Origin of the sequence: Flavobacterium sp. HSC-32F16, from assembly GCF_024171645.1 — a bacterium.
GTDB lineage: Bacteria > Bacteroidota > Bacteroidia > Flavobacteriales > Flavobacteriaceae > Flavobacterium.
Map to the genome: position 1 here is coordinate 445,984 of NZ_JALKAC010000002.1, position 26,783 is coordinate 472,766.

The 26,783-nt window shown below is 34.3% G+C and carries 25 protein-coding genes; 2 read left to right on the forward strand and 23 right to left on the reverse strand.

Annotation, left to right across the window (positions count from 1 at the left end; all coding sequences use genetic code 11):
- Positions 1-178: 178 nt before the first annotated feature.
- The 17 genes from L1276_RS08540 to aspS all read right to left on the reverse strand — a co-directional run bounded on the left by L1276_RS08540 (position 179) and on the right by aspS (position 17,133).
- Complete coding sequence (locus L1276_RS08540) at positions 179-946, reverse strand: Bax inhibitor-1/YccA family protein (protein ID WP_253786815.1); 768 nt, start codon at positions 944-946, stop codon at positions 179-181.
- Between the two features lie 165 nt (positions 947-1,111).
- A complete protein-coding gene (locus L1276_RS08545) occupies positions 1,112-2,503 on the reverse strand; it encodes an NADH-quinone oxidoreductase subunit N (protein ID WP_253786817.1) in 1,392 nt (463 codons plus the stop codon).
- A gap of 134 nt (positions 2,504-2,637) precedes the next feature.
- Positions 2,638-4,077, reverse strand: coding sequence for a NuoM family protein (locus L1276_RS08550; protein ID WP_253786818.1), 1,440 nt, complete (start codon positions 4,075-4,077; stop codon positions 2,638-2,640).
- A 10-nt stretch (positions 4,078-4,087) separates the two neighbouring features.
- On the reverse strand, positions 4,088-5,977 hold the full coding sequence (gene nuoL / locus L1276_RS08555; RefSeq protein WP_253786820.1) for an NADH-quinone oxidoreductase subunit L: 1,890 nt from the start codon (positions 5,975-5,977) through the stop codon (positions 4,088-4,090).
- 7 nt (positions 5,978-5,984) lie between these two features.
- Positions 5,985-6,305 (reverse strand): NADH-quinone oxidoreductase subunit NuoK, encoded by a 321-nt coding sequence (gene nuoK / locus L1276_RS08560; RefSeq protein WP_012023318.1) that lies wholly within the window; start codon positions 6,303-6,305, stop codon positions 5,985-5,987.
- Positions 6,305-6,844 carry an NADH-quinone oxidoreductase subunit J gene (locus L1276_RS08565; RefSeq protein WP_253786822.1) on the reverse strand — a complete coding sequence of 180 codons (540 nt, stop codon included), beginning with the start codon at positions 6,842-6,844 and terminating at the stop codon, positions 6,305-6,307. Before L1276_RS08565 ends, nuoK begins: the two co-directional genes overlap by 1 nt.
- Positions 6,844-7,389: an NADH-quinone oxidoreductase subunit I gene (locus L1276_RS08570; protein ID WP_073483762.1), complete on the reverse strand. Its 546-nt coding sequence runs from the start codon at positions 7,387-7,389 to the stop codon at positions 6,844-6,846. The genes L1276_RS08565 and L1276_RS08570 overlap by 1 nt, the downstream gene beginning before the upstream one ends.
- An 84-nt stretch (positions 7,390-7,473) precedes the next feature.
- Complete coding sequence (gene nuoH, locus L1276_RS08575; RefSeq protein WP_253786824.1) at positions 7,474-8,526, reverse strand: NADH-quinone oxidoreductase subunit NuoH; 1,053 nt, start codon at positions 8,524-8,526, stop codon at positions 7,474-7,476.
- A 3-nt stretch (positions 8,527-8,529) separates the two neighbouring features.
- Entirely contained in the window at positions 8,530-9,561 is a 1,032-nt protein-coding gene (locus L1276_RS08580; RefSeq protein ID WP_253786826.1) for a 2Fe-2S iron-sulfur cluster-binding protein, read from the reverse strand.
- A gap of 172 nt (positions 9,562-9,733) precedes the next feature.
- On the reverse strand, positions 9,734-11,104 hold the full coding sequence (nuoF, locus tag L1276_RS08585) for an NADH-quinone oxidoreductase subunit NuoF (protein WP_253786828.1): 1,371 nt from the start codon (positions 11,102-11,104) through the stop codon (positions 9,734-9,736).
- A gap of 1 nt (position 11,105) precedes the next feature.
- On the reverse strand, positions 11,106-11,636 hold the full coding sequence (locus tag L1276_RS08590) for an NAD(P)H-dependent oxidoreductase subunit E (RefSeq protein ID WP_253786830.1): 531 nt from the start codon (positions 11,634-11,636) through the stop codon (positions 11,106-11,108).
- 141 nt (positions 11,637-11,777) lie between these two features.
- Positions 11,778-13,016, reverse strand: a complete 1,239-nt coding sequence (locus L1276_RS08595) for an NADH-quinone oxidoreductase subunit D (protein WP_253786832.1) — start codon at positions 13,014-13,016, stop codon at positions 11,778-11,780.
- Positions 13,017-13,041: 25 nt separating this feature from the next.
- Positions 13,042-13,563, reverse strand: coding sequence for an NADH-quinone oxidoreductase subunit C (locus L1276_RS08600; RefSeq protein WP_253786834.1), 522 nt, complete (start codon positions 13,561-13,563; stop codon positions 13,042-13,044).
- Between the two features lies 1 nt (position 13,564).
- Complete coding sequence (locus tag L1276_RS08605) at positions 13,565-14,113, reverse strand: NADH-quinone oxidoreductase subunit B (protein WP_057121621.1); 549 nt, start codon at positions 14,111-14,113, stop codon at positions 13,565-13,567.
- A 157-nt stretch (positions 14,114-14,270) separates the two neighbouring features.
- The gene (locus L1276_RS08610; RefSeq protein WP_253786836.1) at positions 14,271-14,636 is read right to left on the reverse strand and encodes an NADH-quinone oxidoreductase subunit A; all 366 of its coding nucleotides are present in this window, start codon (positions 14,634-14,636) and stop codon (positions 14,271-14,273) included.
- A gap of 243 nt (positions 14,637-14,879) precedes the next feature.
- Complete coding sequence (locus tag L1276_RS08615) at positions 14,880-15,074, reverse strand: cold-shock protein (protein ID WP_007137066.1); 195 nt, start codon at positions 15,072-15,074, stop codon at positions 14,880-14,882.
- A 307-nt stretch (positions 15,075-15,381) separates the two neighbouring features.
- Positions 15,382-17,133, reverse strand: coding sequence for an aspartate--tRNA ligase (gene aspS / locus L1276_RS08620; RefSeq protein WP_253786838.1), 1,752 nt, complete (start codon positions 17,131-17,133; stop codon positions 15,382-15,384).
- Positions 17,134-17,289: 156 nt separating this feature from the next.
- On the opposite strand from aspS, the gene L1276_RS08625 reads away from it, so the two are divergent.
- Positions 17,290-18,285: a TlpA disulfide reductase family protein gene (locus tag L1276_RS08625; RefSeq protein WP_253786840.1), complete on the forward strand. Its 996-nt coding sequence runs from the start codon at positions 17,290-17,292 to the stop codon at positions 18,283-18,285.
- Between the two features lie 210 nt (positions 18,286-18,495).
- On the forward strand, positions 18,496-18,843 hold the full coding sequence (locus L1276_RS08630; RefSeq protein ID WP_253786842.1) for a toxin-antitoxin system YwqK family antitoxin: 348 nt from the start codon (positions 18,496-18,498) through the stop codon (positions 18,841-18,843).
- A 55-nt stretch (positions 18,844-18,898) separates the two neighbouring features.
- On the opposite strand, the gene L1276_RS08635 is transcribed toward L1276_RS08630, so the two are convergent.
- From L1276_RS08635 to L1276_RS08660, 6 genes are all read right to left on the reverse strand, one after another.
- On the reverse strand, positions 18,899-20,008 hold the full coding sequence (locus L1276_RS08635; RefSeq protein WP_253786844.1) for a PepSY domain-containing protein: 1,110 nt from the start codon (positions 20,006-20,008) through the stop codon (positions 18,899-18,901).
- Between the two features lie 241 nt (positions 20,009-20,249).
- Complete coding sequence (locus tag L1276_RS08640; RefSeq protein ID WP_253786846.1) at positions 20,250-21,800, reverse strand: PepSY domain-containing protein; 1,551 nt, start codon at positions 21,798-21,800, stop codon at positions 20,250-20,252.
- A 5-nt stretch (positions 21,801-21,805) separates the two neighbouring features.
- Positions 21,806-22,105 (reverse strand): hypothetical protein, encoded by a 300-nt coding sequence (locus L1276_RS08645; protein ID WP_253786848.1) that lies wholly within the window; start codon positions 22,103-22,105, stop codon positions 21,806-21,808.
- 14 nt (positions 22,106-22,119) lie between these two features.
- The gene (locus L1276_RS08650; RefSeq protein WP_253786850.1) at positions 22,120-22,452 is read right to left on the reverse strand and encodes a hypothetical protein; all 333 of its coding nucleotides are present in this window, start codon (positions 22,450-22,452) and stop codon (positions 22,120-22,122) included.
- Positions 22,453-22,672: 220 nt separating this feature from the next.
- Positions 22,673-23,914 (reverse strand): 2-oxoglutarate dehydrogenase complex dihydrolipoyllysine-residue succinyltransferase, encoded by a 1,242-nt coding sequence (gene odhB, locus L1276_RS08655; RefSeq protein ID WP_253786852.1) that lies wholly within the window; start codon positions 23,912-23,914, stop codon positions 22,673-22,675.
- Between the two features lie 71 nt (positions 23,915-23,985).
- Positions 23,986-26,760 (reverse strand): 2-oxoglutarate dehydrogenase E1 component, encoded by a 2,775-nt coding sequence (locus L1276_RS08660; protein WP_253786854.1) that lies wholly within the window; start codon positions 26,758-26,760, stop codon positions 23,986-23,988.
- Positions 26,761-26,783 lie beyond the last annotated feature (23 nt).

The following is a 26,783-nucleotide window of genomic DNA, read 5'->3' on the forward strand; positions in this document are numbered from 1 at the left end:
TAAACATTTCTTAAATGTTATTTTTGTACTTGTTTTGCCTGTTTTTGTGAAATTTTTAAATTTTTAAAAAATATTCAATTTCACACAAGTTAAATTAGATGCAAACAGAAGTTTTTGAGCATAAAAAAAGCCTTTTTGAATTTCAAAAAGGCTTTGTATTTATTTGAGATCGAAGAACTTAATTCTTGCTTGATAATTTAGATAATAATCTTAGGAATTCAATATACAACCAAACCAATGTTACCATTAATCCCATTGCACCGTACCATTCCATGAATTTTGGCATTCTTTGCTGTACTCCTTTTTCAATTTGGTCGAAATCTAAGAATAAATTCAGAGCAGCAATAATGATCACAAAAACACTAATTCCGATGCTCATCATTGAATTTCCATGATGAACAGGAGTGAAGCTTGTAAACATTGAAACTACCCAGGAAATTAAGTAATAAGTAGCAATTGCCAAAGTAGCCGCAATAACAACCGATTTGAATTGTTCTGTAACTTTTACGATTTTAAATTTGTATAAACCTAAACAAACTAAAAAAGTAACTAAAGTAGCACCAACTGCATTAATTACGATTCCGGGAAATTTTGCTTCAAATATTGCTGAAATTCCACCAATAAATAATCCCTCAAAAAAGGCATAACCAGGTGCCAGATATGAAGAATATTGAGGCTTAAAAGCTGCAGCTATAACTAAAATAAAACCCACAATTGCACCTCCAAAAGCAGGAACCATGATGTTCATTTCGTTAGAAAACATCCACCAGGTCAACATTGCACCAGCACATAATAATAAAAATAAAACAGCAGTTTTATTGATTGTACCAGATAGTGTCATTTCCTGATTGTAGTCAATGATTTGCGGGGTATTACCAGCTCTTGAAACAGCATTTGATGAAAAACGGTTGTTACTTAAAAATGGATTATTTGAATTGAAGGCCATAGTTTTTATGCTTTTTGTGAACCCAAATATATGGAGTTTTTTCCAAGTCTAAAAGTTAAGCTGAAATTTTTAACATGAAATTTTCTTTTTAAAAAACAGCTTTAAAGTAAAAAATCCATCAAAAGAAACTCTTGATGGATTTGGTATATTTTTTAGTTTGAATTTTTAATTCAATAAATCTAAAACTAATGAAGGGAATAAACCTAATGCAATATTTAAACCGATAGAAATGATAGCAACAGCATAAATAAGAAATGGTTTTCCGGTGCGCTCTTCGTTTGGTTCTTTAGAATACATAGCCAAAATTAGTTTGAAATAGTAACCAACACTTATGATAGAGTTGATTACAGCAACAATTACGATAGCTGTATAACCAGCATGAAGTGCCTGATCAAACAAGAATAATTTTGCAAAGAACCCTGAGAAAATCGGGATACCTGCCATAGACAATAATGAACCTGTCAAGATTGCAGCTAACAGCGGATTTGTTTTTCCTAAACCGTGAAAGTTAGTAATATCTTCGTTATCCTGATTTTTGCATACATATAAAATAACACTGAAGGCAGCGATTCCGGCTAACGCATAAGCTGCAGTATAATACAATAAAACTCCGGCAGAAGTTGCAATAGATAAGAAAGTCATTAACATAAAACCTGCATGAGAGATTCCGGAAAATGCCAGCATACGTTTTACATTTACCTGACGTAAAGCCATAATATTTCCAACCGTCATAGAAGCAATAGAAATTACAAGAACAATATTTTCAAAAGTTCCTAAAAGATCCTGGTTTTCTAAAGAAGGAATTAAATTCAATCCTGAAACTAATTTAAATAATGTTGCAATCGCTACAACTTTAGCAAGCGTACTCATTAAAGCAGTTGTTAAAGCTGGAGAACCTTCGTAAACATCTGGTGCCCAAAAATGAAATGGTACAGCAGCCACTTTAAAAAACATTCCAATAGTCATTAAAATCATTCCGATAGGAAACCAAACAGGTAACTCAGCAGATAAAGAGCTTTCGTGAATTTCTGCAATATCAAAAGTTCCCATAGCTCCGTAGATCAAACAAATTCCGAATAAGATAATTCCTGATGCGAAAGATCCCATTAAGAAATATTTCATACCCGCCTCATTACTTTTAATATTCAAACGATCACTCGCTGCAAGAACATATAATGCAATAGAAAGAATTTCGATTCCAAGGAAAAACATTGCCAAGTTTCCAAAAGAAACCATCGCAACAGCTCCAGCTAATAAAAACACTTTTATAGCAATAAAATCAGAGATTTTTGTCTGGTGATTTTCGTAAAAATTATGGCTTAATGCTACAAGGAAAATAGTTAAAATAATAAATAATGAAGAGAATGCCGTAGAGAACTTACTTACCGCAATCATATTATTGTAATAACTTGCTGTTGTTCCAAATTCATAATAATTAAGCGCCAAGACTCCCAATAAACCTAAAATGGTAAACGGAACGATGCCTTTTCTAAAATTTAGAATTTCAAACAATAGGCAGAAAATACCCAATCCTGTTATAGCTATTAATGTATTCATTTTTGTTTTTTTGATTTAGGAAATCTAAAACGCCCTAATTTATTTTATTTAAAATATATTTTTATTTTTTAATGCTTAACTTTTAAATTTCAGAAAAATCTGAAATCAAAATCGTTAATCATTATTCAAAAATCTTAGTTTTTATTGATAACGTTTAAAATCGTTTCTAAACTTGGAGTGATCAAATCTGTAATTGGTTTTGGATAAAATCCAAAGAAAATTAAAACAGCAATAATCGCTGCCATAGAAATTCCTTCGTTTATAGAAACATCTGCAAAAGTTTTAGAATTAGTTTCACCCAACATTACGTTTTGAAACATCTTTAACATATAATAAGCTCCTAAAATAATCGTTGTTCCACCTAAAACAGCAAACCAAATGTTTATTTGAGAAAGACTATATAGTACTGTAAATTCCCCAACAAAGTTAAAAGTTGTTGGTAAAGCAACAGACGCCAAAACCAAAATTAAAAACATCGAAGTGAATTTTGGTGACTGTGTACGGATACCTCCTAATTCGCTAATATTTCTAGTTTCAAATCTTCTGTAGATAATTTCTGCAGCATAGAATAATCCAACTACCACAAAACCGTGAGCGATCATTTGTAAAACTGCTCCGCGGAAACCATCAAGGGTTAAAGTATAAGATCCTGCAGCAATTAATCCAACGTGTGCAAGAGATGAATAGGCTAATAATTTCTTTAAATCTTTTTGTCTTAAAGCTACTATTGAACCATAGATAACACCTGCAATTCCTAAAGCAATAAAAATAGTCATGTATTCTTTTGCAGCCAGAGGTGCAATTGGCAATTGCCAGCGAATAACGCTGTATAATCCCATTTTTAACATGATACCAGATAAAAGCATGGTTCCAACAGTTGGTGCTTTTTGGTACACATTTGCCTGCCATGTATGGAAAGGAATAATTGGAATTTTGATAGCGTAAGCCAGGAAGAAAGCAAGGAAAATCCAAAGCTGTTCGCAAGCAGATAATTGTACTTTGTATAAATCTTCAATTAAGAATGAACCTGCTTTTTGGTATAAATATATAAAAGCAATCAACATAAACAATGAACCCGCAAGCGTGTAAATAAAGAATTTAACCACTGCTTTTCTGCGCTCTTCAACATCTCCGTTACCCCAAATAAGAGCAATAAAGTATATAGGAATAAGAGCCAGCTCCCAAAAAATATAATATAAAAGACCATCTGCAGCAAGGAAAGTTCCTGTCATAGCAAATGCCATAAATAAAATCAGAGCATAAAAAGCTTTTGCATTTTTATATTCATTTCCAAAAGAAGAGAATATAATAATCGGAGTTAAAGCCGTTGTCAACAAAAGCATCGCAATAGCCAATCCGTCAGCATTCAGCGCAAATGAAATTTTAGGCTGTGTAATCCATGCATTTATAAGGCTGATGTTTTCTCCAGCATTAAAATGGTTTAACAATACAACCGAACAGCCTAAAGCTGCCAAACTAAAGAACAAAGCTACTTTTGAAGCGAGTTTGTCACCAGCAAAATAGGTGATAAATGCACCAACTAAAAGAATAATTAATATAAGAGAAACGTTCATAGTTATAAAATTATTGAGCTAAAAATATATAAGAAACAATGGCACAAAGACCTAAAACGAAAGCAAAAAGATATAATCCGATACTTCCTGTCTGCAGTTTTTTACCTTGAAAAGCTAATTCATTCGTTATTTTTCCTAATCCAAAAACAACTGCTGATAAGCCGGTTTCAATATAGTCTCTAAAGAATCTTGATAATGCATTCACTGAGCGAACAAAAATTGCATCGTAAGCTTCATCTACATAATATTTGTTATACAATACTTTTGTTAAGCCTGTAATATTTTCGTCTGCTTCAGGAACATTATCTTGTTTGAAGTATTTTACGTAAGCAATTAAAATTCCTAGTAAACCTCCTAAAACAGCAACACCCATTAAAGTATATTCTGTTGCGCCTAAATGGTGTTCTTCACCAGCCGCTTTAGTGAAAAGAGGGGCTAAATATTCATTTAACCAACTGTTTCCCGGTAAGCTGATTAATCCGCCAAAGGCAGCCAAAATAGCTAAAATGATTAATGGAAAAGTAATCAAAGCACCGCTTTCATGTAAATGATGTTTTTGTTCTTCAGTTCCTCTAAATTCTTTAAAGAAAGTTAAGAACATTAATCTAAACATATAGAAAGCTGTCATGATTGAAGCTACAGATCCAATAACATATAATGGAATACTGTGGTGGAAAGCCGTTAATAAGATTTCATCTTTTGAGAAGAAACCTGAGAAAAATGGAACTCCTGAAATAGCCAATGAAGAAATCAACATCGTCCAGAAAGTAATTGGCATTGCTTTACGCAATCCGCCCATTTTACGCATATCCTGCTCACCGTGTAAACCGTGAATTACAGAACCAGATCCTAAGAATAAACAAGCTTTAAAGAAAGCGTGTGTGATTACGTGAAAAACCGCTACTTCATAAGCTCCTAATCCTAATGCTAAGAACATTAATCCTAATTGAGAAACGGTAGAATAAGCTAATACTTTTTTAATATCGGTTTGAACTAAACCAATTGTAGCAGCAACTAATGAGGTTATCGCTCCAACAACGGCAATTATGTTTTGTATGTCATGTGCCTGATCAAAAACAAAGTTTAATCTTGTAATCATGAAAATACCAGCAGTAACCATCGTAGCTGCGTGAATCAAGGCAGAAACTGGAGTTGGTCCGGCCATCGCGTCTGGTAACCAAGTGTATAACGGAATTTGTGCTGATTTACCGCAGGCTCCAATAAATAAACATAACGCAGCGATTGACAAATACATAGCAACTTGAGGATCAATTTTAATATGTAAAATGATTTCCTTTAATTCTGTGTAATCTAATGTTTTAAAAGTAAAAGCTAAAACAAACATACCAATTAAAAGACCTAAATCTCCAATTCTGTTCATGATGAAAGCTTTCTTTGCGGCATCGTTGTAATCCTGGTTTTTATGCCAGAACCCGATCAGTAAATAAGAGCAAAGTCCAACACCTTCCCAACCGATAAATAATACTAATAAGTTGCTTCCAATTACAAGTGTAATCATAAAGAAAACGAACAAATTCAGGTAAGAAAAGAATTTGTGCATGTTTTCGTCATCATGCATGTAACTGATAGAGTATAAGTGAATCAAAGATCCAATTCCGGTTACAAATAACAACCAAAGAACAGATAATTGATCTAATAAAAATCCAAGATTGATTTTTACATTACTAATTTGAATCCAATCAAATAAAGTAACTTCAATTCCTTTTCCAGTAGAAGTTATTTGATTAAAAAGTACAAGAGTAACTATGAAAGAAATCACTACGGCAGCAGTTCCGATAAATCCAGAAACTGTTTTTCCTAAGCTTTTTCCAAAGAAAACATTAATTAAAAACCCTAAAAAAGGAGCTAAAACTAAAACTAAAGCTAAATTGGTATCCATTTCTATTTTATCCTTTTAAATTTTTTAAATTATCGATACTAATTGAGCCGATGTTTCTGAAAATAGAAACTAAAATCGCCAATCCTACCGCAACTTCGGCAGCAGCTACTGCCATCGAAAAGAATACAAAAACTTGTCCTTGTGCATCCTGATGGTAAGTTGAAAAAGCTACAAATAAAAGGTTTACTGCGTTAAGCATGATTTCGATAGACATAAAAACGATAATTGAATTTCGTCTGTACAATACACCAAAAACACCAATACAAAAAAGTACAACACTTAAAAAGATGTAATTTTCAATACCTATTTGATTTAATATATTACCCATTATTTATTTAATTTTTCTTTTTTAGACAATAATACAGCTCCAATCATCGCAACCAAAAGTAAAACCGAAGCAAATTCAAATGGAACCATATATTCGTTTAATAATATTTTACCCAATACTTTAATAGATTGGAAATCTTCTCCGGTTGAATCATAATCTCCAACAATTGGTTTAGAATTGATGAAAATTGCAATTAAAACAATAACAATTAAACAGAAAGAAACTATAGCTCCTAAACGTGTAATCCTTGGTCGGTGCACATCTTTTTGTTCGTTAAGATTCATCAGCATAATCGTAAACAGGAACAAAATCATAATCGCTCCAGAGTAGACTATTATATGTACAACAGCTAAAAATTGAGAGTTCAATAATAAATAATGACCGGCAATAGAGAAAAAACAAATCACTAAGTAAATAGCAGAATGAATTGGGTTTCGGCTAAAAATGGTTAAAAAGGCAGTTATTACCGTAATAAACGCTAAAATACAAAATATAACACCTACGGGAGTAGCGTTTGCGAAATCAGGAATGTGTATCATTAGTTAGCGTTATTAAGTTGTGAATTTTTAATAGCCATTTCTAAAGGCATCACTAATTTGTCTTTTCCAAAGATGAAATCTTCTCTTTCATAACTTGCAGGAACTAAAACCTTAGAAGTTGTCAAATAAATAGCATCTTTTGGACAAGCCTCTTCACATAAACCACAGAAAATACAACGAAGCATATTTATTTCATAAATGGAAGCATATTTTTCTTCTCTGTATAAATGTTTCTCGTCTGGTTTTCGTTCAGCTGCTTTCATTGTAATAGCTTCTGCCGGACATGATAAAGCACATAATCCGCAAGCGGTACAATTTTCACGACCTTGCTCATCGCGTTTCAACATATGCTGACCACGATAAACCGGACTCATTTCACGAACCTGCTCTGGGTAATGAATTGTAATTTTTTTTCTAAAAAGGTGTTTAAGCGTAATAGCTAAACCTTTCACAATCGCCACAAGATACAATCGCTCAATAAAAGTCATGTCCTTATTTGACACCACCTTTTTTCTACCCGATAATGATATAGTTTCTATTGACATTTTTACTGTTATAGTTTATGATTCAAAATTTGATGATTCAAATTCAAATCTATTTTGTTTTTTATTTGAAGCTGATAAAGGTTCTTAGAATCCTAAAGCTGCTGCGATATCGTGTCTTAAGATAACAGCACCCGTAATCATAATATTAATGATCGAAAGCGGAATCAAAATTCTCCAGCCTAAGTTCATTAATTGGTCATATCTAAATCTTGGAATTGTCCAGCGTACCCACATGTAAAAGAATATGAAGAAACATATTTTTACAAATAAGACGGCAATTCCTAAAAGATTAGCAGTGTTTACTCCAACATTTTCTACCATCCACTGCATTCCCGGATAGTTGTAACCTCCAAAGAATAATACAGAAATAATAGTAGCAGAGATAAACATACTTGCATATTCTGCAAATAAATAGAATCCCATTTTCATTGATGAATATTCTGTATGGTAACCTCCAATTAATTCGTTTTCACATTCTGCTAAGTCAAACGGAGTTCTGTTAGTTTCTGCAAATGAGCAAATTAAGAAGATTAAAAATGAAACCGGCTGATATAATATATTCCAATGCCATTCTGATTGTTGTAATGAAATTTCTTTTAAACTCATTGTTCCAGTCATCATCAATAATGCAATCATTGACAATCCCATAGCAACTTCGTAAGAAACCATTTGAGAAGCTGCACGAACAGCTCCCATTAAAGAGAATTTATTATTAGAAGCCCATCCACCAATCATGATGCCGTAAACTCCAACAGAAAGCACTCCAAAAATGTATAATAAAGCTATGTTAATATCAGTTGCCTGTAGGTAAATATCTTTTCCAAAAAGGTGAAGTTTATCTCCCCACGGAATTACAGCACTTGTCATTAAAGCCGTACTCATTGCAATAGCCGGGCCTACAACAAATAAAAATTTGTTTGGTGTATTTGGGAAAAACTCTTCTTTAGAGAATAATTTCATACCATCGGCAAGAGGTTGTAATAAACCTCCCCAGCCTGCACGGTTTGGTCCAACACGATCCTGAAGAAAAGCAGCAACTTTACGTTCTGCCCATGTAGAATACATTGCCATAATCATTGTAATCGCAAAAACGACAACAATAACAACACTTTTTTCTATAATAAATGCACTTTCCATTTCTTAAGAATTTTTTTCATTAGTAGTTAATGGAATTGCAGCCATACTAATTTTTTTACGGTCGATATCGCGGCCTAAAAGAATATTCTTTTCAGTATCGATTTCAACTTTCTCTAATTTTTGTACGTAGTTGTTTTGGTTGATTACAGAATCTTTTTCAAATTCTCTAGGTCCTTCAATAACCCAGTCATTTACATCTTTGTGATCAAAACGACAGCTGTTGCAAATGAATTCTTCTACTTCATGGTACTCATCTTTACGACCTGTAACACGTTGAATTTCTCCACCAAACATCCAAACTGTAGTTTTACCGCAGCATCCAGGAGTAGTACATTCTCTGTGTGCGTTATAAGGTTTATTAAACCAAACTCTTGATTTAAAACGGAAAGTCTTATCAGTTAAAGCTCCAACCGGACAAACGTCAATCATGTTTCCAGAAAACTCGTTGTCGATTGCTTTAGAAATTCCGGTAGAAATATTAGCGTGGTCACCACGATCTAATACTCCGTGAACTCTGTTGTCTGTCAATTGATCTGCAACTTGTACACATCTTTGGCATAAAATACAACGGTTCATATGCAGTTGAATATTTGGACCAATATCTTCTGGTTCAAATGTTCTTTTTTCTTCAATAAAACGTGATTTTGGGTTTCCGTGCTCAAAACTTAAATTTTGAAGATCACATTCACCAGCTTGATCACAAATAGGGCAGTCTAATGGGTGGTTGATCAATAAAAATTCTGTTACAGATTTACGTGCTTCGGTAACTCTGGCAGAAGATTTACTGTTTACTTCCATTCCGTCCATACATCCTGTTACACAAGATGCCATTAATTTTGGCATTGGTCTAGGGTCAGCTTCACTACCTTTAGAAACTTCAACTAAACAACAACGACATTTTCCGCCGCTGCCTTTTAATTTTGAGTAATAGCACATGGCTGGCGGCACCAAATCTCCACCAATCATACGTGCAGCCTGCAGGATCGTTGTTCCTGGCTCTACGTCTATACTTTGACCGTCTATGGTTACTTTCATCTCTTATTTTGTTTTTTTAGTTTCAGGTTTAAAGTTTCAGGTTGCTAAACGTGAAACTGTAATAACTTGAAACTTGAAACTATTTTAAACTTTTTTGTTGAAAGTCGGAATATTGAAAAGAATTGCTGTCCTTTTTAACATTATGAACTTTATAACTTTGTGCTTTTTATTTTTATACGATTACTTTACCGCCTACTAAATGCTTTACTTGTGAAAAAGGTTCGGCAACAAAGTGATCTCTGTTTTTGATTTTTTCTGGGAAACGAACGTGATATTCAAATTCATCTCTAAAGTGACGAATCGCAGCTGCTACTGGCCAAGAAGCGGCGTCACCAAGCGGGCAAATTGTGTTTCCTTCAATTTTACTTTGAATGCTCCAAAGTAATTCGATATCTTCTTCACGGCCTTGACCGTTTTCAATTCTCCATAAGATTTTTTCTAACCATCCTGTTCCTTCACGGCAAGGTGTACATTGTCCGCAAGATTCATGGTGGTAGAAACGAGCAAAGTTCCAAGTGTTTCTAACAACACAAGCAGTATCATTGTAAACAATAAATCCTCCGGAACCTAACATAGATCCGGTAGCAAAACCACCATCACTTAAAGATTCATAAGTCATTAAACGATCTTCACCGTTTGCTGTTTTGAAAATCAATTCAGCTGGCAAAATCGGCACAGAAGAACCTCCCGGTACAAATGCTTTTAAGGGACGACTTGAAGACATTCCTCCTAAATATTCATCAGAATTCATGAATTCGTCAACACTTAAACCTAATTCAATTTCGTAAACTCCAGGATTTTTGATGTGTCCGGAAGCAGAAATTAATTTAGTTCCTGTAGAACGGCCAATACCAATTTTTGCATAATCGTCACCAGAATTGTTTACAATCCACGGCACCGTTGCAATAGTTTCAACGTTGTTTACTACTGTTGGGTTTGCCCAAAGTCCTGAAACCGCAGGGAATGGCGGCTTAATACGAGGATTTCCTCTTTTACCTTCTAAAGACTCAATAAGTGCAGTTTCTTCTCCACAAATATAAGCTCCGGCTCCACAGTGAACGTGTAACTCTAAATCGTAACCTGAACCTAATATATTTTTTCCTAACCAGCCGGCAGCTTTAGCCTCGGCGATTGCTCTTTCTAAAATTTTGAAAACCCACATATATTCTCCACGAATGTAGATATACGAAAGGTTAGCGCCTAAAGCGTAACTAGAAGTAATCATTCCTTCAATCAATAAGTGAGGAATATATTCCATCAAATAACGATCTTTGAACGTTCCTGGCTCTGATTCGTCGGCGTTGCAAACTAAGTGTCTTGGTTTTCCTGATTTTTTATCAATAAAGCTCCATTTCATTCCGGCAGGGAAACCTGCACCACCGCGCCCGCGAAGACCTGATTTTTTTACTTCTTCAGTAACTTCATCTGGTGTAAGTGTTTTTAGGGCTTTTTCCACAGAAGCGTAACCACCATTTTGGCGATATACTTCGTAGGTTTTAATTCCAGGAATATTGATTTTATCTAATAATATTTTTTGTGACATCTTATTTATCGTGTAATATTATTTTATCCTCTTTACAATCAGCGATTAACTGATCGATCTTTTCTTCTGTCAATTTCTCTTTGTAGAAATCGCCTAATTGCAACATCGGAGCGTATCCACAAGCACCTAAGCATTCTACACCGGCAATGGTAAACATTCCGTCTGCCGTTGTTTCGCCCATTTTAATGCCTAATTTTTCAGAAGTATAATCCATTAAATTTTCGGCACCGCTTAAACAACAACAAGACGTCTGGCAAAATTCAAACATATATTTTCCAATCGGTTTTTGATTGAACATGGTATAAAAAGTAACCACTTCATAAACCTCAATTGGTTTGATCTGAAGAATTTCGGCAACCTTGTCCTGCAATTCAATGCTAAGCCAGTTGTTATGCGCGTCCTGCACTTCGTGCAAAACAGGCAGTAAAGCCGATTTTTGTTTGCCTTCCGGATAATGACTAATCAATTCATTGATACGAGCGATCAATGCCTCAGTCATATTTATTTCTTGTTTGTAATGTTTACGTTCCATTTTAATTTTGGATTTTAGATTTTAGATTTTAGATTTTACAACCTGAATCTATAATCGGCATTCTTTTTAAATTTTAGATTTCTGATTTTAAATTTTAGATTTTTCCAATCTGAAATCTAAAATCTAAAATCTGCAATCTTTTTAGGCGTCTAATTCTCCTGCAATTACGTTTAAACTCGAAAGGATAACAATTGCATCAGAAAGTAAGGCACCTTTAATCATTTCAGGATATGCCTGGTAGTAAATAAAACAAGGTCTTCTGAAATGTAATCTATATGGAGTTCTGCTTCCGTCTGTAACTAAATAAAAACCTATCTCTCCATTTCCTCCTTCAACAGGGTGGTAAATTTCGGCAACTGGAACAGGAACTTCTCCCATTACAATTTTAAAGTGATAAATTAGAGATTCCATGTTATTATAAACATCTTCTTTTGGAGGAAGATAATAATCAGGAACCTGGGCATGGTATTCGTTTCCTTCCGGCATTTTTTCCAAAGCCTGACGAATAATGCTTAAACTTTCCCAAACTTCGGCATTACGAACACAGAAACGATCGTATGTGTCACCTGATTTTCCAACAGGAACAATAAAATCAAAATCTTCGTAAGAGGAGTAAGGCTGTGCCACACGAACGTCGTAATCAACTCCGGCAGCACGTAAGTTTGGACCTGTAAATCCGTAAGCCATTGCTTGTTCAGCAGAAATAGCACCTACATTTACAGTTCTGTCAAGGAAAATTCTGTTTCTTTCGAATAAGTTTTCGAATTCTTTCCAGGCAACTGGAAATTCTTCAAGGAAAGTATCTAGTTTTTTGAAAGCTTCTGGAGACCAGTCTCTTTCAAAACCACCAATTCTTCCCATATTTGTAGTCAAACGAGCTCCACAAATTTCTTCGTAGATTTCGTAGATTTTTTCTCTAAATTGAAAAACGTATAAGAATCCTGTATACGCACCAGTATCAACCCCAAGGATCGAGTTACAGATTAAGTGATCTGTAATACGAGCCAGTTCCATTACGATAACTCTCAAGTATTGGGCTCTTTTTGGAACTTCAACACCTAACAGTTTTTCTAATGTCATCCACCATCCCATATTGTTGATAGGAGAGGAGCAATAGTTCATACGGTCTGTAAGAGGGGTAATTTGATAAAAAGGACGATTTTCGGCAATTTTTTCGAAAGCTCTGTGGATGTAACCAATAGTTGGTTCAGCCTCCAGAATTCTTTCACCATCCATTAATAGGATATTTTGAAAAATACCGTGAGTCGCAGGGTGAGTTGGTCCTAAATTTAGTACTGAAAGCTCGCTTCCGTCTTCATTTAGTTTCTCCTTAATTATTTTAGCATAACGATGCTCTGGTGGTAATAATAGTTCTGACATTTTATAATGTTGAATTATTTATTTTTTAGCAATTTGTTGTTGTTCTTCCAAAGAATCTGTCGTCTTTATCAGTTCTTCCGCTGTCTTCCATTGGGAATTCTTTTCTCATTGGGAAAGACACCATTTCATCCATATTCAAAATACGTTTCAATTGCGGGTGGCCAATAAAATTGATTCCGTAGAAATCGTACGTTTCTCTTTCCATCCAGTTTGAACTTAAGAAAATATTTGAAATAGATTTAATTTCAGGTTTTTCACCATTCAGATAAACTTTAATTCTCAAACGTTTGTTTTCGTACCAATTGTGTAAATGATATACAATTGCAAACTGGCGTTCTGAATCATTGTCTGGATAATGAACTCCGCATAAATCGGTTAAGAAGTGGAAGCGTAGATCAGAATCATTTTTAAGGAATAGAATCAATGCTGTAATTTTATCAGCAGATGCTTCCAATGTAAAAATATCTCTTTCCTGCTGAAAGTTAAAAACATCATTATTGAATGTTTCTGTAAGTTTATCTTGAATCTGGGTGTTTTCTAAAGCCATCTTATGAAATATTATAGGAAGCTAATAATTCTTGGTACTCAGGTGAACTTCTGCGTCTAACAGATTCGCTTTTTACCAATTCTTGTAATCTCATTACTCCGTCAACGATTTGTTCTGGTCTTGGAGGACATCCTGGAACATAAACATCAACGGGGATTACTTTATCAATTCCTTGTAAAACCGAGTAAGTGTCGAAAACACCTCCTGAAGAAGCGCAAGCTCCAACAGCAATTACCCAGCGCGGCTCAGACATTTGTTCGTAAACTTGTCTTAAAATTGGAGCCATTTTTTTAGAAATAGTTCCCATTACTAATAACATATCTGCCTGACGAGGAGAGAAACTCACACGCTCAGAACCAAATCGTGCTAAATCATAATGTGAAGCCATTGTTGCCATAAACTCAATTCCGCAGCAAGATGTTGCGAAAGGTAAAGGCCAAAGAGAATTCGCGCGTGCCAAACCAACAACATCATTTAGTTTTGTAGCGAAGAAACCTTCTCCTACAACTCCTTCCGGTGGCGCAACCATATTTACATTTGAATCGCTCATTTTTATTTTAGATTTCTGATTTTAGATTTTAGATTTGTTGAAATCCTAAAAAGTAAAATCAATTTTTTAAATCAGTATTAAATTTCAATTGAGTTTAAATTTTAAATTTTTAATTCGAGACATAATCTAAAATCAGAAATCTAAAATCTAAAATCTTTTATTCCCAGTCTAAAGCTCTCTTTTTGAGGATGTAGAAAAATCCAACTAAAAGCAATGACATAAAAACAATCATTTTCAGCATTCCTTCAACACCAAGATCTTTAAAGTTTACTGCCCAAGGATAAAGGAAAATTACCTCTACGTCAAACAATACAAACAAGATAGCAACAAGGAAATATTTTACAGAAAAAGGAATACGGGCATTACCAACAGATTCGATACCGCACTCGAAGTTTTTATCTTTAACTTCAGAGGTTCTTTTTGGGCCTAATTTTCCAGAAATAATGATTGTTCCTACTACAAAACCAACAGCAAGAATGAACTGCATTAAGATAGGAATGTAACTGTATTGATCAGATTGCATAAGCTTAGCTTTTTTACTTAAAGAATAAGCCACAAAGATAACTTTCAACGACGTAAATCACAAACTAAAGGGGGATATAAGTACCCCATGAAACCGCGTTTATATGTAATTTTTATTGATTATAAATAACATTCGGTTTTTTTAATATTTTTTTAAGAAATGGGCAAAAAAAAACGTCTCGAAATTAATCGAAACGTTTTTAAAACCATTCAGAGGCAAAAAAAATAAATTGCTATATTTTTCTTAGATTACTGCTACTTTAGCAGCAACTTTCCCTTTTCTTCCTTCTTCTTCTTCGTAGCTTACACGGTCACCTTCGCGTAATTCTTCCGCGTTAATTCCTGAAGCGTGAACGAAGATGTCCTTTCCTGTTTCTTCGTCTGTAATGAATCCATAACCTTTAGATTCATTGAAAAATTTTACTGTACCTGTACGCATTGTAATTGTAATAATAATTTATAATAAAGCAAATGTAATATATAAATTCATACAAAAGACATATACCTGTTAATTTTTTGTAAAAATTATTGATTTCCAGTGTTTTTACGTAGTTTATTGCATCAAATTTTATATGAAATACCATAATTTGAGAATCATTAATTGTAGGAATATAAAAATACTTAAGTTGTAGGAATTTGATAAATTCAAAAAAGGATATTTAGAGGATTATTTTTTAGTTTTTGGAAAATAAAAAAGCGGCTGAAATTTTCCAGCCGCTTTTAAGTATTCTAAGTTTCTATAATTATTATATAGAATCAATTTTTATGTGTAATTCTTTTAATTGCGCATCATCAATTGCAGCAGGCGCATCAATCATGACATCACGGCCAGAATTGTTTTTAGGGAAAGCAATAAAATCTCTAATAGTTTCCTGACCTCCTAAAATAGCAACTAATCTATCCAATCCAAAAGCTAAGCCACCGTGAGGCGGTGCTCCAAATTGAAAAGCATCCATTAAGAAACCAAACTGAGCTTTTGCTTCCTCTTCGGTAAATCCTAAATACTTGAACATTAATTGCTGCGTTGCTTTATCGTGAATACGAATTGAACCGCCGCCAATTTCGTTTCCGTTTAAAACCATGTCGTATGCGTTTGCACGAACTTTTCCTGGTTCTGTTTCCAGTAAAGCCATATCTTCTGGTTTTGGAGAGGTAAACGGGTGGTGCATAGCATGGTAACGACCGCTTTCTTCGTCAAGTTCCAATAATGGGAAATCAACAACCCATAATGGTGCAAATTCTTCAGGATTACGCAATCCTAAACGAGTTGCTAATTCCATACGAAGTGCAGAAAGCTGTGCACGTGTTTTGTTAGCCGGACCAGAAAGTACAAAAATCATATCTCCTGATTTTGCTTCTGTCGCTTTTGCCCAGTTTGCTAAATCATCATTATCATAGAATTTATCTACAGATGATTTAAATGTCCCATCTTCATTACATTTTACATACACCATTCCAGACGCTCCAACTTGTGGACGTTTTACCCAGTCAATTAATCCGTCAATTTCTTTGCGGGTATAATTTCCTGCTCCTGGAACTGCGATTCCGACAACTAATTCAGCCGAATTGAAAACTGGGAATTCTTTGTGCTGCGCAAATTCGTTTAATTCACCAAATTTCATCCCGAAACGAATGTCCGGTTTGTCATTTCCGTATGTTTTCATAGCATAGTCGTAAGTGATTCTTGGGAATTTGTCTACTTCTATACCTTTAATTTCTTTTAATAAATGTCTTGTCAAACCTTCAAAAACATTCAAAATGTCTTCTTGTTCTACAAAAGCCATTTCGCAGTCAATTTGTGTAAACTCCGGCTGACGGTCTGCACGTAAATCTTCATCACGGAAACATTTCACGATTTGGAAATATTTATCCATTCCGCCTACCATCAAAAGTTGTTTGAAAGTTTGCGGAGATTGAGGCAAAGCATAAAACTGTCCTTCGTTCATACGGCTTGGCACCACGAAATCTCTCGCTCCTTCCGGTGTTGATTTGATTAAATAAGGAGTTTCAACTTCGCAGAAATCTAAATCAGACAGATATTTACGAACTTCCATCGCTACTTTATGACGGAACAATAAACTGTTTTTTACAGGATTTCTTCTGATATCCAAATAACGGTATTTCATTCTGATATCTTCACCGCCGTCAGTTTCATCTTCAATTGTAAATGGTGGAGTTAAAGCAGAATTTAAAATCGTTAATTCAGAAACTAAAATTTCGATTTCACCAGTTGGAATGTTTTTGTTTTTAGCTTCGCGCTCAATAACAGTTCCTTTTACCTGAATTACAAATTCACGACCAAGAGTTTTGGCCAATTCAAAAACGGTTTTATCGGTACGACTTTCGTCGAAAATAAGTTGTGTAATTCCATAACGGTCGCGTAAATCGACCCAATTCATAAATCCTTTATCACGTGATTTTTGAACCCAGCCCGCAAGTGTAACTTCGGTATTAATATTTGAAGCGTTTAATTCGCCGCAATTATGACTTCTATACATAATCTCAATTTTAGACTGCAAAAGTAAATACAAAATTCAAGATAATATAGTAAAGTGATAAACTTGATGTGTATAATTTTAAATATTTTGTTAATTCTGAAATTTCGAAGCTGTTATTTCTTTAGATTTGAATCACTAAAAACAAACTTTAATAGTATGAAAAAACTTTTTGTTACGGGTCTGTTGATTTTTAGTGCCTTGAATGTTATTGGTCAGGCCAAAAATCAAATAAAATTTACAGCTAAAATAGAGAATAGAAACAGCGATACCTTAATTATTAAAGGAAGAAATAATTTTAAACAGGTTATTCCAATTGATAAAAAAGGAGTTTTTGCTGCTTCTTTTGAAGCTCCAAAGGGGTTTTATATGTTTTCTGATGGTACAGAATCTTCCAGTATTTATTTAAAACCAGATTCTGAAGTTAATTTAACGATGAATGCCAAAGAATTTGATGAAACAATTGTTTACAAAGGAAAAGGTGTAAACGAAAGTAACTTTTTGGCACAGCAGGCTTTAAAAGATGAGAAATTCCAAAATGAAGCTTTTGCTAAAGAAGCAGCTGAATTTTCATCTCTTTTAGAAACTAAGAAAAAAACAGATTTTGAAAGTTTAGAAAAAGGTGATTTTGATCCAGAATTTAAAACGGCTTTAAAAGGAAGTTTTGAGAGCTTTAATCAATATGCGTTTCAGGAATATGAAAGAAGTGCAAATGCCAGAAAAATGGCTGGAAAAGCTTCTCCTCAATTTGACTATGAAAACTTTAAAGGAGGAAAAACAAAACTTGCTGATTTAAAAGGGAAATACATTTATATTGATCTTTGGGCAACATGGTGCGCGCCTTGCAGAGCAGAAATTCCTTATTTGCAAAAGATTGAAGAAAAATATCACGGAAAAAATATTGAGTTTGTGAGTATTTCTATTGATAAAGCGAAAGACAATGAAAAATGGAAAAAATTTGTATCCGATAAAAATCTTGGAGGTGTTCAATTGTTTGCAGATAAAGATTGGGAATCTGAATTTGTAGTAAACTATGGTGTAACAGGAATTCCAAGATTTATTTTAATCGATCCAAATGGCAATGTAGTAAGCTCAGATGCCTCAAGACCATCCGATCCTAAGCTTCAGGAACAGTTAAATACGTTATTGAAATAATTTATTTACGAAATTTATAACGTTATCGTAATTTTAGCTTTTTTCTAAAATATAAGTAAAACCAGTGCCTGAGCGCTGGTTTTTTTGTTTTTAGGAAATTTCCAATGTTAAGTTTTTATTCAATGTTACCAAATTGTTAAGCAAAAGTTTTTTTAATGTAAACTATTGATTATATTTGATAATGATTTCTTAACATTAATACCTAAAGATATGAAAAAGAGTGTAATTTTAGCAGCGGTATTGTTCTCTGGAATATTAGCTGCACAAGAAGTAAAACCTGAATTAGAAGCTGTTGGAAACAAAGTGAAAGCTACATATTATTATGATAATGGTAAAGTGCAGCAAGAAGGGTTTTTTAAGGATGGTAAATTAGATGGTGTTTGGGTGTCTTATGACGAAAAAGGAAATAAAAAAACCGTTGGAGAATACACAAACGGAGTGAAAACTGGAAATTGGATTTTCTTTAATGAAAACAATTTAAACGAAGTTGCTTATGTAGACAACAAAGTGAGCTCAGTTAAAAACTTACAAAAAAATGCTTTAGCAAATAGAAACTAATTTAGTTTCGATGATTTATAAAAAAACCGTCTCGTTTTTTAACGAGACGGTTTTTTTATGCCCGTTTTTTAGATTTTTTTCTTCTTCCAAACCAAATTATAAAACCGGTTACTGGTAAAGCCGAAGCAATTAAACTAACGGTAAAAGCAATTATTTTTCCGGGTAAATCTAAAATCTGGCCGGTATGAATACCATAATTCATTTCGACAACCTGCAAACCTAAACTTTTAGAATGATACGGATCGCTTTGAATTAATTTTCCATCACTTGGATGAAAATAGTAATTACTTTGGTGATCGTAACGCAATGTATGCGGATAAGCTCCTGTATTAATTACGTCACCTTTTTGTTGCGGCAGTAAAACAAAAAACATTTCGGCTTTTGGCTGTAGTTTCATAGTTTGAATAAAAGCACGGTCGACAGCACTAATAGAATTTGATTCAAATAGAGTTGTATCGATTACTGGTGCTTTTGTTTCTACAGTTTTGTCTCCGCCAAAATTAAAGGCTTTATAAAGTCCGCTGCCAACCCAATCGTAGGTGAAATTTAAACCTGTTATGGCAAGAATGAGCGCAATAAGCGAAATGTAAAATCCTGAAGTATTGTGCCAGTCATAATTTACACGACGCCATTTTGCTGACCATTTTACGGTGAAACTTCTTTTGATGTCGCTGCGTCGTTTTGGCCACCATTGAATTATTCCTGAAACTAATAAAAGAATAAAAATAATAGTAGACCCGCCAATAATATGTTTGCCAATATAATCAGGCAGAAGCAAGTACAAATGAATATATTCGACAATAATAAAAAAGTCAGTTTCCGGATTTTCGGTTTTTAAATATTCTCCGGTGTAAGGATTAAAATAAAGGTACAAGTTTTCGGTATCTGAATAGGTAAAAACTATTGCCGAGCGATTTCTTCCATAATATGAAACCATACTTGATTTATAACTTGGAAGAATTTCTTTTGCCTTTTTCTGTAATATCGAAGGCGATAAAAAAGGTTTGTTTTGAGGTTCAACTAAACGCCATTCTTTTCTTGTAATGTCTTTTATTTCGTCGTGAAAGCAAAAGATACAACCCGTAATACAGACTATAAAAACTATAAGCCCGGAAATTAATCCGAGCCATTTATGCAGAAAACGTATTTGCGTTTTAAATCCCATTTTTTGATTAAAAGCGTAAAAGTAGACGCAAAATTCATATGGGGCAAATAATTCTGCTATTTTGTGAGCAAGCGCGATAAATGAATCGAATATTTGCAGAGAATTAATCTCGTAAAGTCGCAGAGGCGCAAAGTTTTTTTTTCTCACGCAGATTCTGCAGATCGAGCAGATAATCAATGTTAAAAAAAATCTGCCAAATCGGCGGAATCTGCGTGAAAAAATCTCAAAACCTTTTAATCAATTAAGCGACTGCTTTTTTAGGCTTTAAGTGATACGCTGTGTAAAGTGATATTGAAGCCAAAGCAATCCAGAAAACATCAATAAAGAAAATCTGAATTTTGTTTTGCATAAAGGAAGTCCAAAACCAGCTGCCGGTTACAATTCCGTTTGTGATTGGAATTAAAAATCCTAAAATACTTCCTGAGATTAGACAGAATCTATTGGTAAAAGCATCATTTCTTTTAATAATGAAGAATATTGTCAGCAACAGCCATCCGCCAAAATATAAATAGAATAAATTGGTCTTGCTTAACGGATAGAATATTTTTGATCCAATAAATGCTAATGCTGTAATTGGATACATACTTAAACAAACAGCCAGATAAATACGAACAACTGCGGCGTTGAAACGTCTTTTCTTTTCGGGTAAATTGTTCTTTTGTCTTGCTGTTAACCAAATCATTACTCCTGAAATGATGACAAAACAAGTTATAATTCCTAAAATGAAACTTACAATTTTTAGAGCATAACCGCCATAATCACCAAAATGAATTTTGTATAAAACATTTTTTACAATATCCAGATAGCTATTTTGAGTAATCGGATTTTTGCGTGCAACCTCTTTTCCGTCAGAAACACGATAAACCACTTTTCCTATTCCGGTAAATTTTTTGTCACTTGGCAGTTCACCTTCAACTAAAACATGCATATTGGCATCGCCATAGTTCTGAATAAAAACACGTGTAATTTCTAAATCAGACCAATTGCTTTTTGCTTTACTAACCAATTGATCAATATCAAACGGATTGGCTAATTTTTTATATTCAAATTTATGATCCGTTTCTGTATATTCTAATTCTTTGTAAAGTTTATCCTGATCACCTTTGTACAATGCCATTACAGCAGGCGCCACGATTAAAAGTTTAATCATGAAAAAAGCTCCGGTTACGGCATACACAAATTGAAAAGGAAGTCCAATCATTCCTAATGCCGTGTGCGCATCTGTCCATAACGTTTTTAGTTTTTCCTTTGGACGGAAAACATAAAAGTTAGAGACGATTTTTTTCCAATGCAGTAAAAGTCCGGTAATAATAGCAAACAAGAAAAATAAAGCTGTAAATCCAGAAAGATAATATCCAACTGGATAAGGAATTTGCGCCAGAAAGTGTAAACGATATAAAAGTTCGGCTAATGAATACGATTCTTCGTAAGTATAAGATTTAAAATTTTTGTTGTCTAAATAAAAAAACGTTCCTTCTTTTTGTTTGGCTGGAGCCAAAGTGTCTCTGGAGCCTTCCATATAAACCGCAACTCTGTTTTCGGTAGATGGTTTTGATATCGTTATGTTTCTTCCGTGTAAAATGTATTCCTTGTCCAGTATTTTTAGTGCTTTGTTGTAATCCAGCTGTATTTCTTTAGTAACAGCAGTAGATTCACTTCTTTCCCAATTGATGATTTCATCTCTAAAAAAAGAAAAAGACCCTGCAAAGAAAATTACAAAAAGTACAACGCTGATCACAATTCCGCTAACGGTATGCGTATGAAAATAGATATTATAATGACGGTTATTCATAAGGATTACGTGGTAGTGTTATAAGTTTGACCAAGATATATAAGAAGAGAAAATACTAAGGAAAGCAGAATATAAATGCCCCAGATTTTCCAGCCGCTTTTTGCAAGAAATGCAAGAACCATTAAAACAACCCAAAGAATGAATCCGGTGTAAGCCATTGTAATTAAAACTTCGGGACGGCTAAACCATGAAGCCAAAGCCAAATGAAAGGTAACCGAAACAAAATAACCGCCTAAAATAGCGGCAGTAATTTTGGCAAAACGAGGCCAAAAGGAAGGAGTTAAATATTTTGAATTTGCTGGCATTGATCAAATATAATTTAGTTGTAATAGAATTCTAATATGGCAGCAATAAGTAGAATTGCCAAAAGTAGTTTACTGTTTACTTTTTTTAAAGGAGTAAGTATGATAATTAAACTTCCAATTGTCATCAGCTGAATAAAAAACATTAATGTACCACTGCCCAATGATTTTGTAAAAAGCCACATGGCATAAGCTGCGGCGAGTAAAACTAATCCAGTGATTTTGGTTTGTTTTGGATTTTTCTGCATCCATTTTTCAAAACCTAAATCATATGATAATGCGGCCCTTTTTGAAGTATAATAAAGGGTATAAAAAGCTAAAAAAACAATAAGGCTTGCTATTGTTATCATGATTTTACAGATTGAATTAAATTATCGCCTCATTTATAAGAGGATAATTTTAAATTGTTTTTGATTCTGCAAATCTAAGTTATGAATGCCAACAATGCAAGTTGTTTTTATTTATTCTAAATTAAATTTTAAAAATAAAATGATTTAATTCGATACTATAAATAAAAAACCTGCTCAAATTAATGAACAGGTTCTGTATATAATTGAAAAATTATTCTGATTACAATTCTAAAGCACGTTTAGCATCGCCATTCATCAATAATTCTAATGGGTTTTCTAAAGCTTCTTTCACAGCAACTAAGAAACCAACAGACTCACGTCCGTCAATGATTCTGTGGTCATAAGAAAGTGCAACGTACATCATTGGGTGAATTTCAACTTTTCCGTTTACAGCAATCGGACGCTCAATAATGTTGTGCATTCCTAAAATTCCTGATTGAGGAGGGTTGATGATTGGAGTACTCAACATACTTCCAAAAACTCCACCGTTTGTAATTGTGAAAGTTCCTCCAGTCATATCGTCAACTGTAATTTGACCATCACGAGCTCTTAAAGCCAATCTTTTAATTTCAGCTTCAATTCCACGGAAAGTCAATAATTCAGCATTACGAACAACAGGAACCATTAATCCTTTTGGTCCAGAAACTGCGATAGAGATATCAGCAAAATCGTAAGCGATTTTGTAATCACCATCCATCATTGAGTTCACATCTGGGTATAATTGTAAAGCTCTTGTTACTGCTTTTGTAAAGAATGACATGAAACCTAAACCTAAACCACCATGTTTAGCTTTGAAAGCATCTTTGTATTCATTACGAATTTGGTTAATTGGCGTCATGTTTACTTCGTTGAAAGTAGTAAGCATAGCTGTTTCGTTTTTAGCCGAAACTAGTCTTTCTGCTACTTTACGACGTAACATAGATAATTTTGTACGCTCAGTTCCACGGCTTCCACCAGTTGGAGTTCCCATTGAAGGTACTGCATTTACAGCATCATCTTTAGTGATTCTTCCGCCTTTTCCAGTCCCGGAAACTGTTGCCGGAGCAATATTTTTTTCGTCTAATATTTTTCTTGCTGCAGGAGATGGAGTTCCAGCTGCATAACTTGTTGCTGCCGGAGCTGCTTTTGGAGCCTCAGCCTTTACTTCTGCCTTTGGAGCTTCTGCTTTTGGTGCTTCTTTTGGAGCCTCAGCTTTTGCTGCCGGAGCATCACCTGCTGGTTTAGCAGCATCTGTATCAATTAAACAAACTACAGCGCCTACAGCAACTGTATCACCTTCTTCAGCTTTTAGTGTAATTACACCGCTCATTTCAGCAGGTAATTCAAGAGTAGCTTTATCTGAATCTACTTCAGCAATAGCTTGATCTTTTTCTACATAATCTCCGTCTTTTACTAACCAAGTTGCAATTTCAACTTCTTTTATTGATTCCCCTGGTGATGGGACTTTCATTTCTAAAATCATCTTTGTCTTTGTTTAAGGTTTTTATGGCTTCAGTCCTGATAGTTATCGGGACCGAAGCTTGAAACATTTTTTTATCTGAATAAATTTTTATCGAATACCATTCTAATTGCATCTGCGTGACGACGTTTTGCACGTGTGTAACTTCCTGATGCCGGAGCTGCGTATGCTTTTAATGATGCTAATCTCCATTTTACTAGATCAAAGTTCATTAACATAAAGCTGTAAGCTCCCATATTTTTAGGTTCTTCCTGAGCCCAAACGTAATCATCGGCATTTGGATATTGTGCGATAATTGCTTTTAACTGCTCAACCGGTAAAGGGAATAATTGCTCGATACGAACAACTGCAACGTCATTTCTTCCGTTGTTTTCTCTTTCTGCAACGATGTCATAGTAGAATTTACCAGTTACAAAAACTAAAGTTTTTACTTTCTTTTTATCTACTGTATTGTCATCAATTGTTTCCTGGAAACTTCCGTTTGCTAACTCATCAACTGTAGATACGCATCTTGGGTCACGTAATAAACTTTTTGGAGAGAAAACAACTAGAGGTTTACGGAAATTAGTTTTCATTTGTCTTCTTAACAAGTGGAAGAAGTTGGCTGGCGTTGTACAATCTGCAACATACATATTTTGTCTTGCACAAAGCTGTAAGTAACGTTCCATTCTTGCAGAAGAGTGTTCTGCACCTTGACCTTCATATCCGTGAGGTAATAATAAAACAATACCGTTTTGGTTGTTCCACTTATCTTCACCACAAGAAATATATTGGTCAATCATGATTTGTGCTCCATTAGAGAAATCTCCAAATTGTGCTTCCCAAATTGTCAATGCATTTGGATTCGCTAATGCATATCCGTAATCAAAACCAAGAACACCGTATTCAGATAAAAGTGAATTAAATACGCCGAATTTTCCTTTTTTGTTTTCGATTCCGTCTAATAGAATAACTTCTTCTTCCGAATCTTCTACTTTAACAACCGCATGACGGTGAGAGAAAGTTCCTCTTTCAACGTCCTGACCAGAAATACGAATATCAAATCCCTCTGTTAAAAGTGAACCATAAGCCAATGCTTCTGCAGTTCCCCAGTCAAGAGTATTATTGTCATATCCGGTTTTTCTATCGGTAACAATTTTAGTTATTTTATTGATGAATTTCTTGTCTGATGGTAATGTTGAGATTGTATTGATAATAGAATCTAAGCCGCTTTTGTCAAAAGTAGTATCTACTTTTTGAAGCATTTGTGTATCTGTTACCTGAACAAATCCATCCCATTCGTTTTTCATGAATGGAGTAATGATAGTCAAATCTTTTTTACGGGAAGCTTCTAAGTTTTCTTCTAAAGCAGATTTGTATTCTTTTTCTAAAGCATTTACATAAGATGCATCGATTACGCCGTCAGATAATAATTTCTCTGCGTAAATGTCTCTTGGGTTTTTATGTTTAGCAATGATTTTATATAAAACCGGCTGCGTGAAACGAGGTTCGTCACCTTCGTTATGACCGTATTTTCTGTATCCTAATAAATCAATAAATACATCGCGTCCAAATTGCATTCTGTAGTCTAATGCAAAAGATACAGCGTGTACAACAGCTTCAGCATCATCAGCATTAACGTGTAATACCGGAGATAAAGTTACTTTGGCAACGTCTGTACAATAAGTAGAAGAACGAGCGTCTAAGTAGTTTGTTGTGAATCCAACCTGGTTGTTGATTACGATATGTATTGTTCCTCCAGTTTTGTAACCATCAAGTTGTGCCATCTGAATGATTTCATATAAAATACCCTGACCTGCGATTGCAGCATCTCCGTGAACAGCGATAGGTAATACTTTAGAGAAATCTTCCGGGAAATATTTATCTTGTTTTGCTCTGGTGATTCCTTCAATTACAGCTCCAACCGTTTCTAAGTGAGAAGGATTTGGTGCTAAATTGATATTGATGCTTTTTCCAGATCTTGTTTTTTTGTCAGCCGTAAGACCTAAATGGTATTTTACGTCACCGTCAAAATATTCCTGATCGTAATCTTTTCCGTCAAACTCACCAAAAATATCCTGAGTTGATTTTCCGAAGATGTTTGCCAAAACGTTCAAACGACCACGGTGAGCCATTCCCATTACGAATTGTTCAACACCTTTTTCGGCAGCTTGCTCGATCAAAGCATCTAAAGCCGGGATTATTGATTCTCCACCTTCTAATGAGAAACGTTTTTGTCCAACATATTTAGTATGAAGGAAGTTCTCAAAAGAAACAGCTTCGTTTAATTTATTTAAGATTGTTTTCTTTTCTTCTGTAGAGAAATTAGGCTGATTCACATTTACAGCTAATTTATCCTGTATCCATTTTACAACGCCGGGATTTCGGATATACATATATTCAATACCAATATGCTGGCAGTAAATAGCTTTAAGACGATTTACGATAGCTTCTAAAGAAGAAGGCGTCATCCCGATTGTCTGTGCAGCATCAAAAACAGTTGAAAGGTCAGCTGCTGATAATCCGAAATTCTCAATATCTAAAGTAGGAGATGAAGTTCTACGGTCACGAACTGGATTTGTTTTTGTAAACAAATGCCCGCGAGTACGGTATCCATCAATTAATTTTAGAACGTTAAATTCTTTTTGTAGTTTTTCTGAAACCTGAGTGTAATCTGTGTTTGGGCTAGTCACATACTCAACTATCGTCTGCACTGGATTTTCGTCATTATAAGTAGTTTGTCCAAAGTCAAAACCTTGAAAAAAACTTCTCCAGCTAGGCTCTACGCTGTCTGGGTTAACTAAATATTGATCGTATAATTGTGCAAAAAACTCGGTATGCGCTGCATTTAAAAATGAAAACCTATCCATAATATTAGTGAATATACTTTTTG

What these genes read in the sequence shown, in the direction of transcription:
- L1276_RS08540 (WP_253786815.1), bottom strand. Translation starts at nt 946, where the DNA reads ATGGCCTTCAATTCAAATAATCCATTTTTAAGTAACAACCGTTTTTCA.
- L1276_RS08545 (WP_253786817.1), bottom strand. Translation starts at nt 2,503, where the DNA reads ATGAATACATTAATAGCTATAACAGGATTGGGTATTTTCTGCCTATTG.
- L1276_RS08550 (WP_253786818.1), bottom strand. Translation starts at nt 4,077, where the DNA reads ATGAACGTTTCTCTTATATTAATTATTCTTTTAGTTGGTGCATTTATC.
- nuoL (WP_253786820.1), bottom strand. Translation starts at nt 5,977, where the DNA reads ATGGATACCAATTTAGCTTTAGTTTTAGTTTTAGCTCCTTTTTTAGGG.
- nuoK (WP_012023318.1), bottom strand. Translation starts at nt 6,305, where the DNA reads ATGGGTAATATATTAAATCAAATAGGTATTGAAAATTACATCTTTTTA.
- L1276_RS08565 (WP_253786822.1), bottom strand. Translation starts at nt 6,844, where the DNA reads ATGATACACATTCCTGATTTCGCAAACGCTACTCCCGTAGGTGTTATA.
- L1276_RS08570 (WP_073483762.1), bottom strand. Translation starts at nt 7,389, where the DNA reads ATGTCAATAGAAACTATATCATTATCGGGTAGAAAAAAGGTGGTGTCA.
- nuoH (WP_253786824.1), bottom strand. Translation starts at nt 8,526, where the DNA reads ATGGAAAGTGCATTTATTATAGAAAAAAGTGTTGTTATTGTTGTCGTT.
- L1276_RS08580 (WP_253786826.1), bottom strand. Translation starts at nt 9,561, where the DNA reads ATGAAAGTAACCATAGACGGTCAAAGTATAGACGTAGAGCCAGGAACA.
- nuoF (WP_253786828.1), bottom strand. Translation starts at nt 11,104, where the DNA reads ATGTCACAAAAAATATTATTAGATAAAATCAATATTCCTGGAATTAAA.
- L1276_RS08590 (WP_253786830.1), bottom strand. Translation starts at nt 11,636, where the DNA reads ATGGAACGTAAACATTACAAACAAGAAATAAATATGACTGAGGCATTG.
- L1276_RS08595 (WP_253786832.1), bottom strand. Translation starts at nt 13,016, where the DNA reads ATGTCAGAACTATTATTACCACCAGAGCATCGTTATGCTAAAATAATT.
- L1276_RS08600 (WP_253786834.1), bottom strand. Translation starts at nt 13,563, where the DNA reads ATGGCTTTAGAAAACACCCAGATTCAAGATAAACTTACAGAAACATTC.
- L1276_RS08605 (WP_057121621.1), bottom strand. Translation starts at nt 14,113, where the DNA reads ATGAGCGATTCAAATGTAAATATGGTTGCGCCACCGGAAGGAGTTGTA.
- L1276_RS08610 (WP_253786836.1), bottom strand. Translation starts at nt 14,636, where the DNA reads ATGCAATCTGATCAATACAGTTACATTCCTATCTTAATGCAGTTCATT.
- L1276_RS08615 (WP_007137066.1), bottom strand. Translation starts at nt 15,074, where the DNA reads ATGCGTACAGGTACAGTAAAATTTTTCAATGAATCTAAAGGTTATGGA.
- aspS (WP_253786838.1), bottom strand. Translation starts at nt 17,133, where the DNA reads ATGTATAGAAGTCATAATTGCGGCGAATTAAACGCTTCAAATATTAAT.
- L1276_RS08625 (WP_253786840.1), top strand. Translation starts at nt 17,290, where the DNA reads ATGAAAAAACTTTTTGTTACGGGTCTGTTGATTTTTAGTGCCTTGAAT.
- L1276_RS08630 (WP_253786842.1), top strand. Translation starts at nt 18,496, where the DNA reads ATGAAAAAGAGTGTAATTTTAGCAGCGGTATTGTTCTCTGGAATATTA.
- L1276_RS08635 (WP_253786844.1), bottom strand. Translation starts at nt 20,008, where the DNA reads ATGGGATTTAAAACGCAAATACGTTTTCTGCATAAATGGCTCGGATTA.
- L1276_RS08640 (WP_253786846.1), bottom strand. Translation starts at nt 21,800, where the DNA reads ATGAATAACCGTCATTATAATATCTATTTTCATACGCATACCGTTAGC.
- L1276_RS08645 (WP_253786848.1), bottom strand. Translation starts at nt 22,105, where the DNA reads ATGCCAGCAAATTCAAAATATTTAACTCCTTCCTTTTGGCCTCGTTTT.
- L1276_RS08650 (WP_253786850.1), bottom strand. Translation starts at nt 22,452, where the DNA reads ATGATAACAATAGCAAGCCTTATTGTTTTTTTAGCTTTTTATACCCTT.
- odhB (WP_253786852.1), bottom strand. Translation starts at nt 23,914, where the DNA reads ATGATTTTAGAAATGAAAGTCCCATCACCAGGGGAATCAATAAAAGAA.
- L1276_RS08660 (WP_253786854.1), bottom strand. Translation starts at nt 26,760, where the DNA reads ATGGATAGGTTTTCATTTTTAAATGCAGCGCATACCGAGTTTTTTGCA.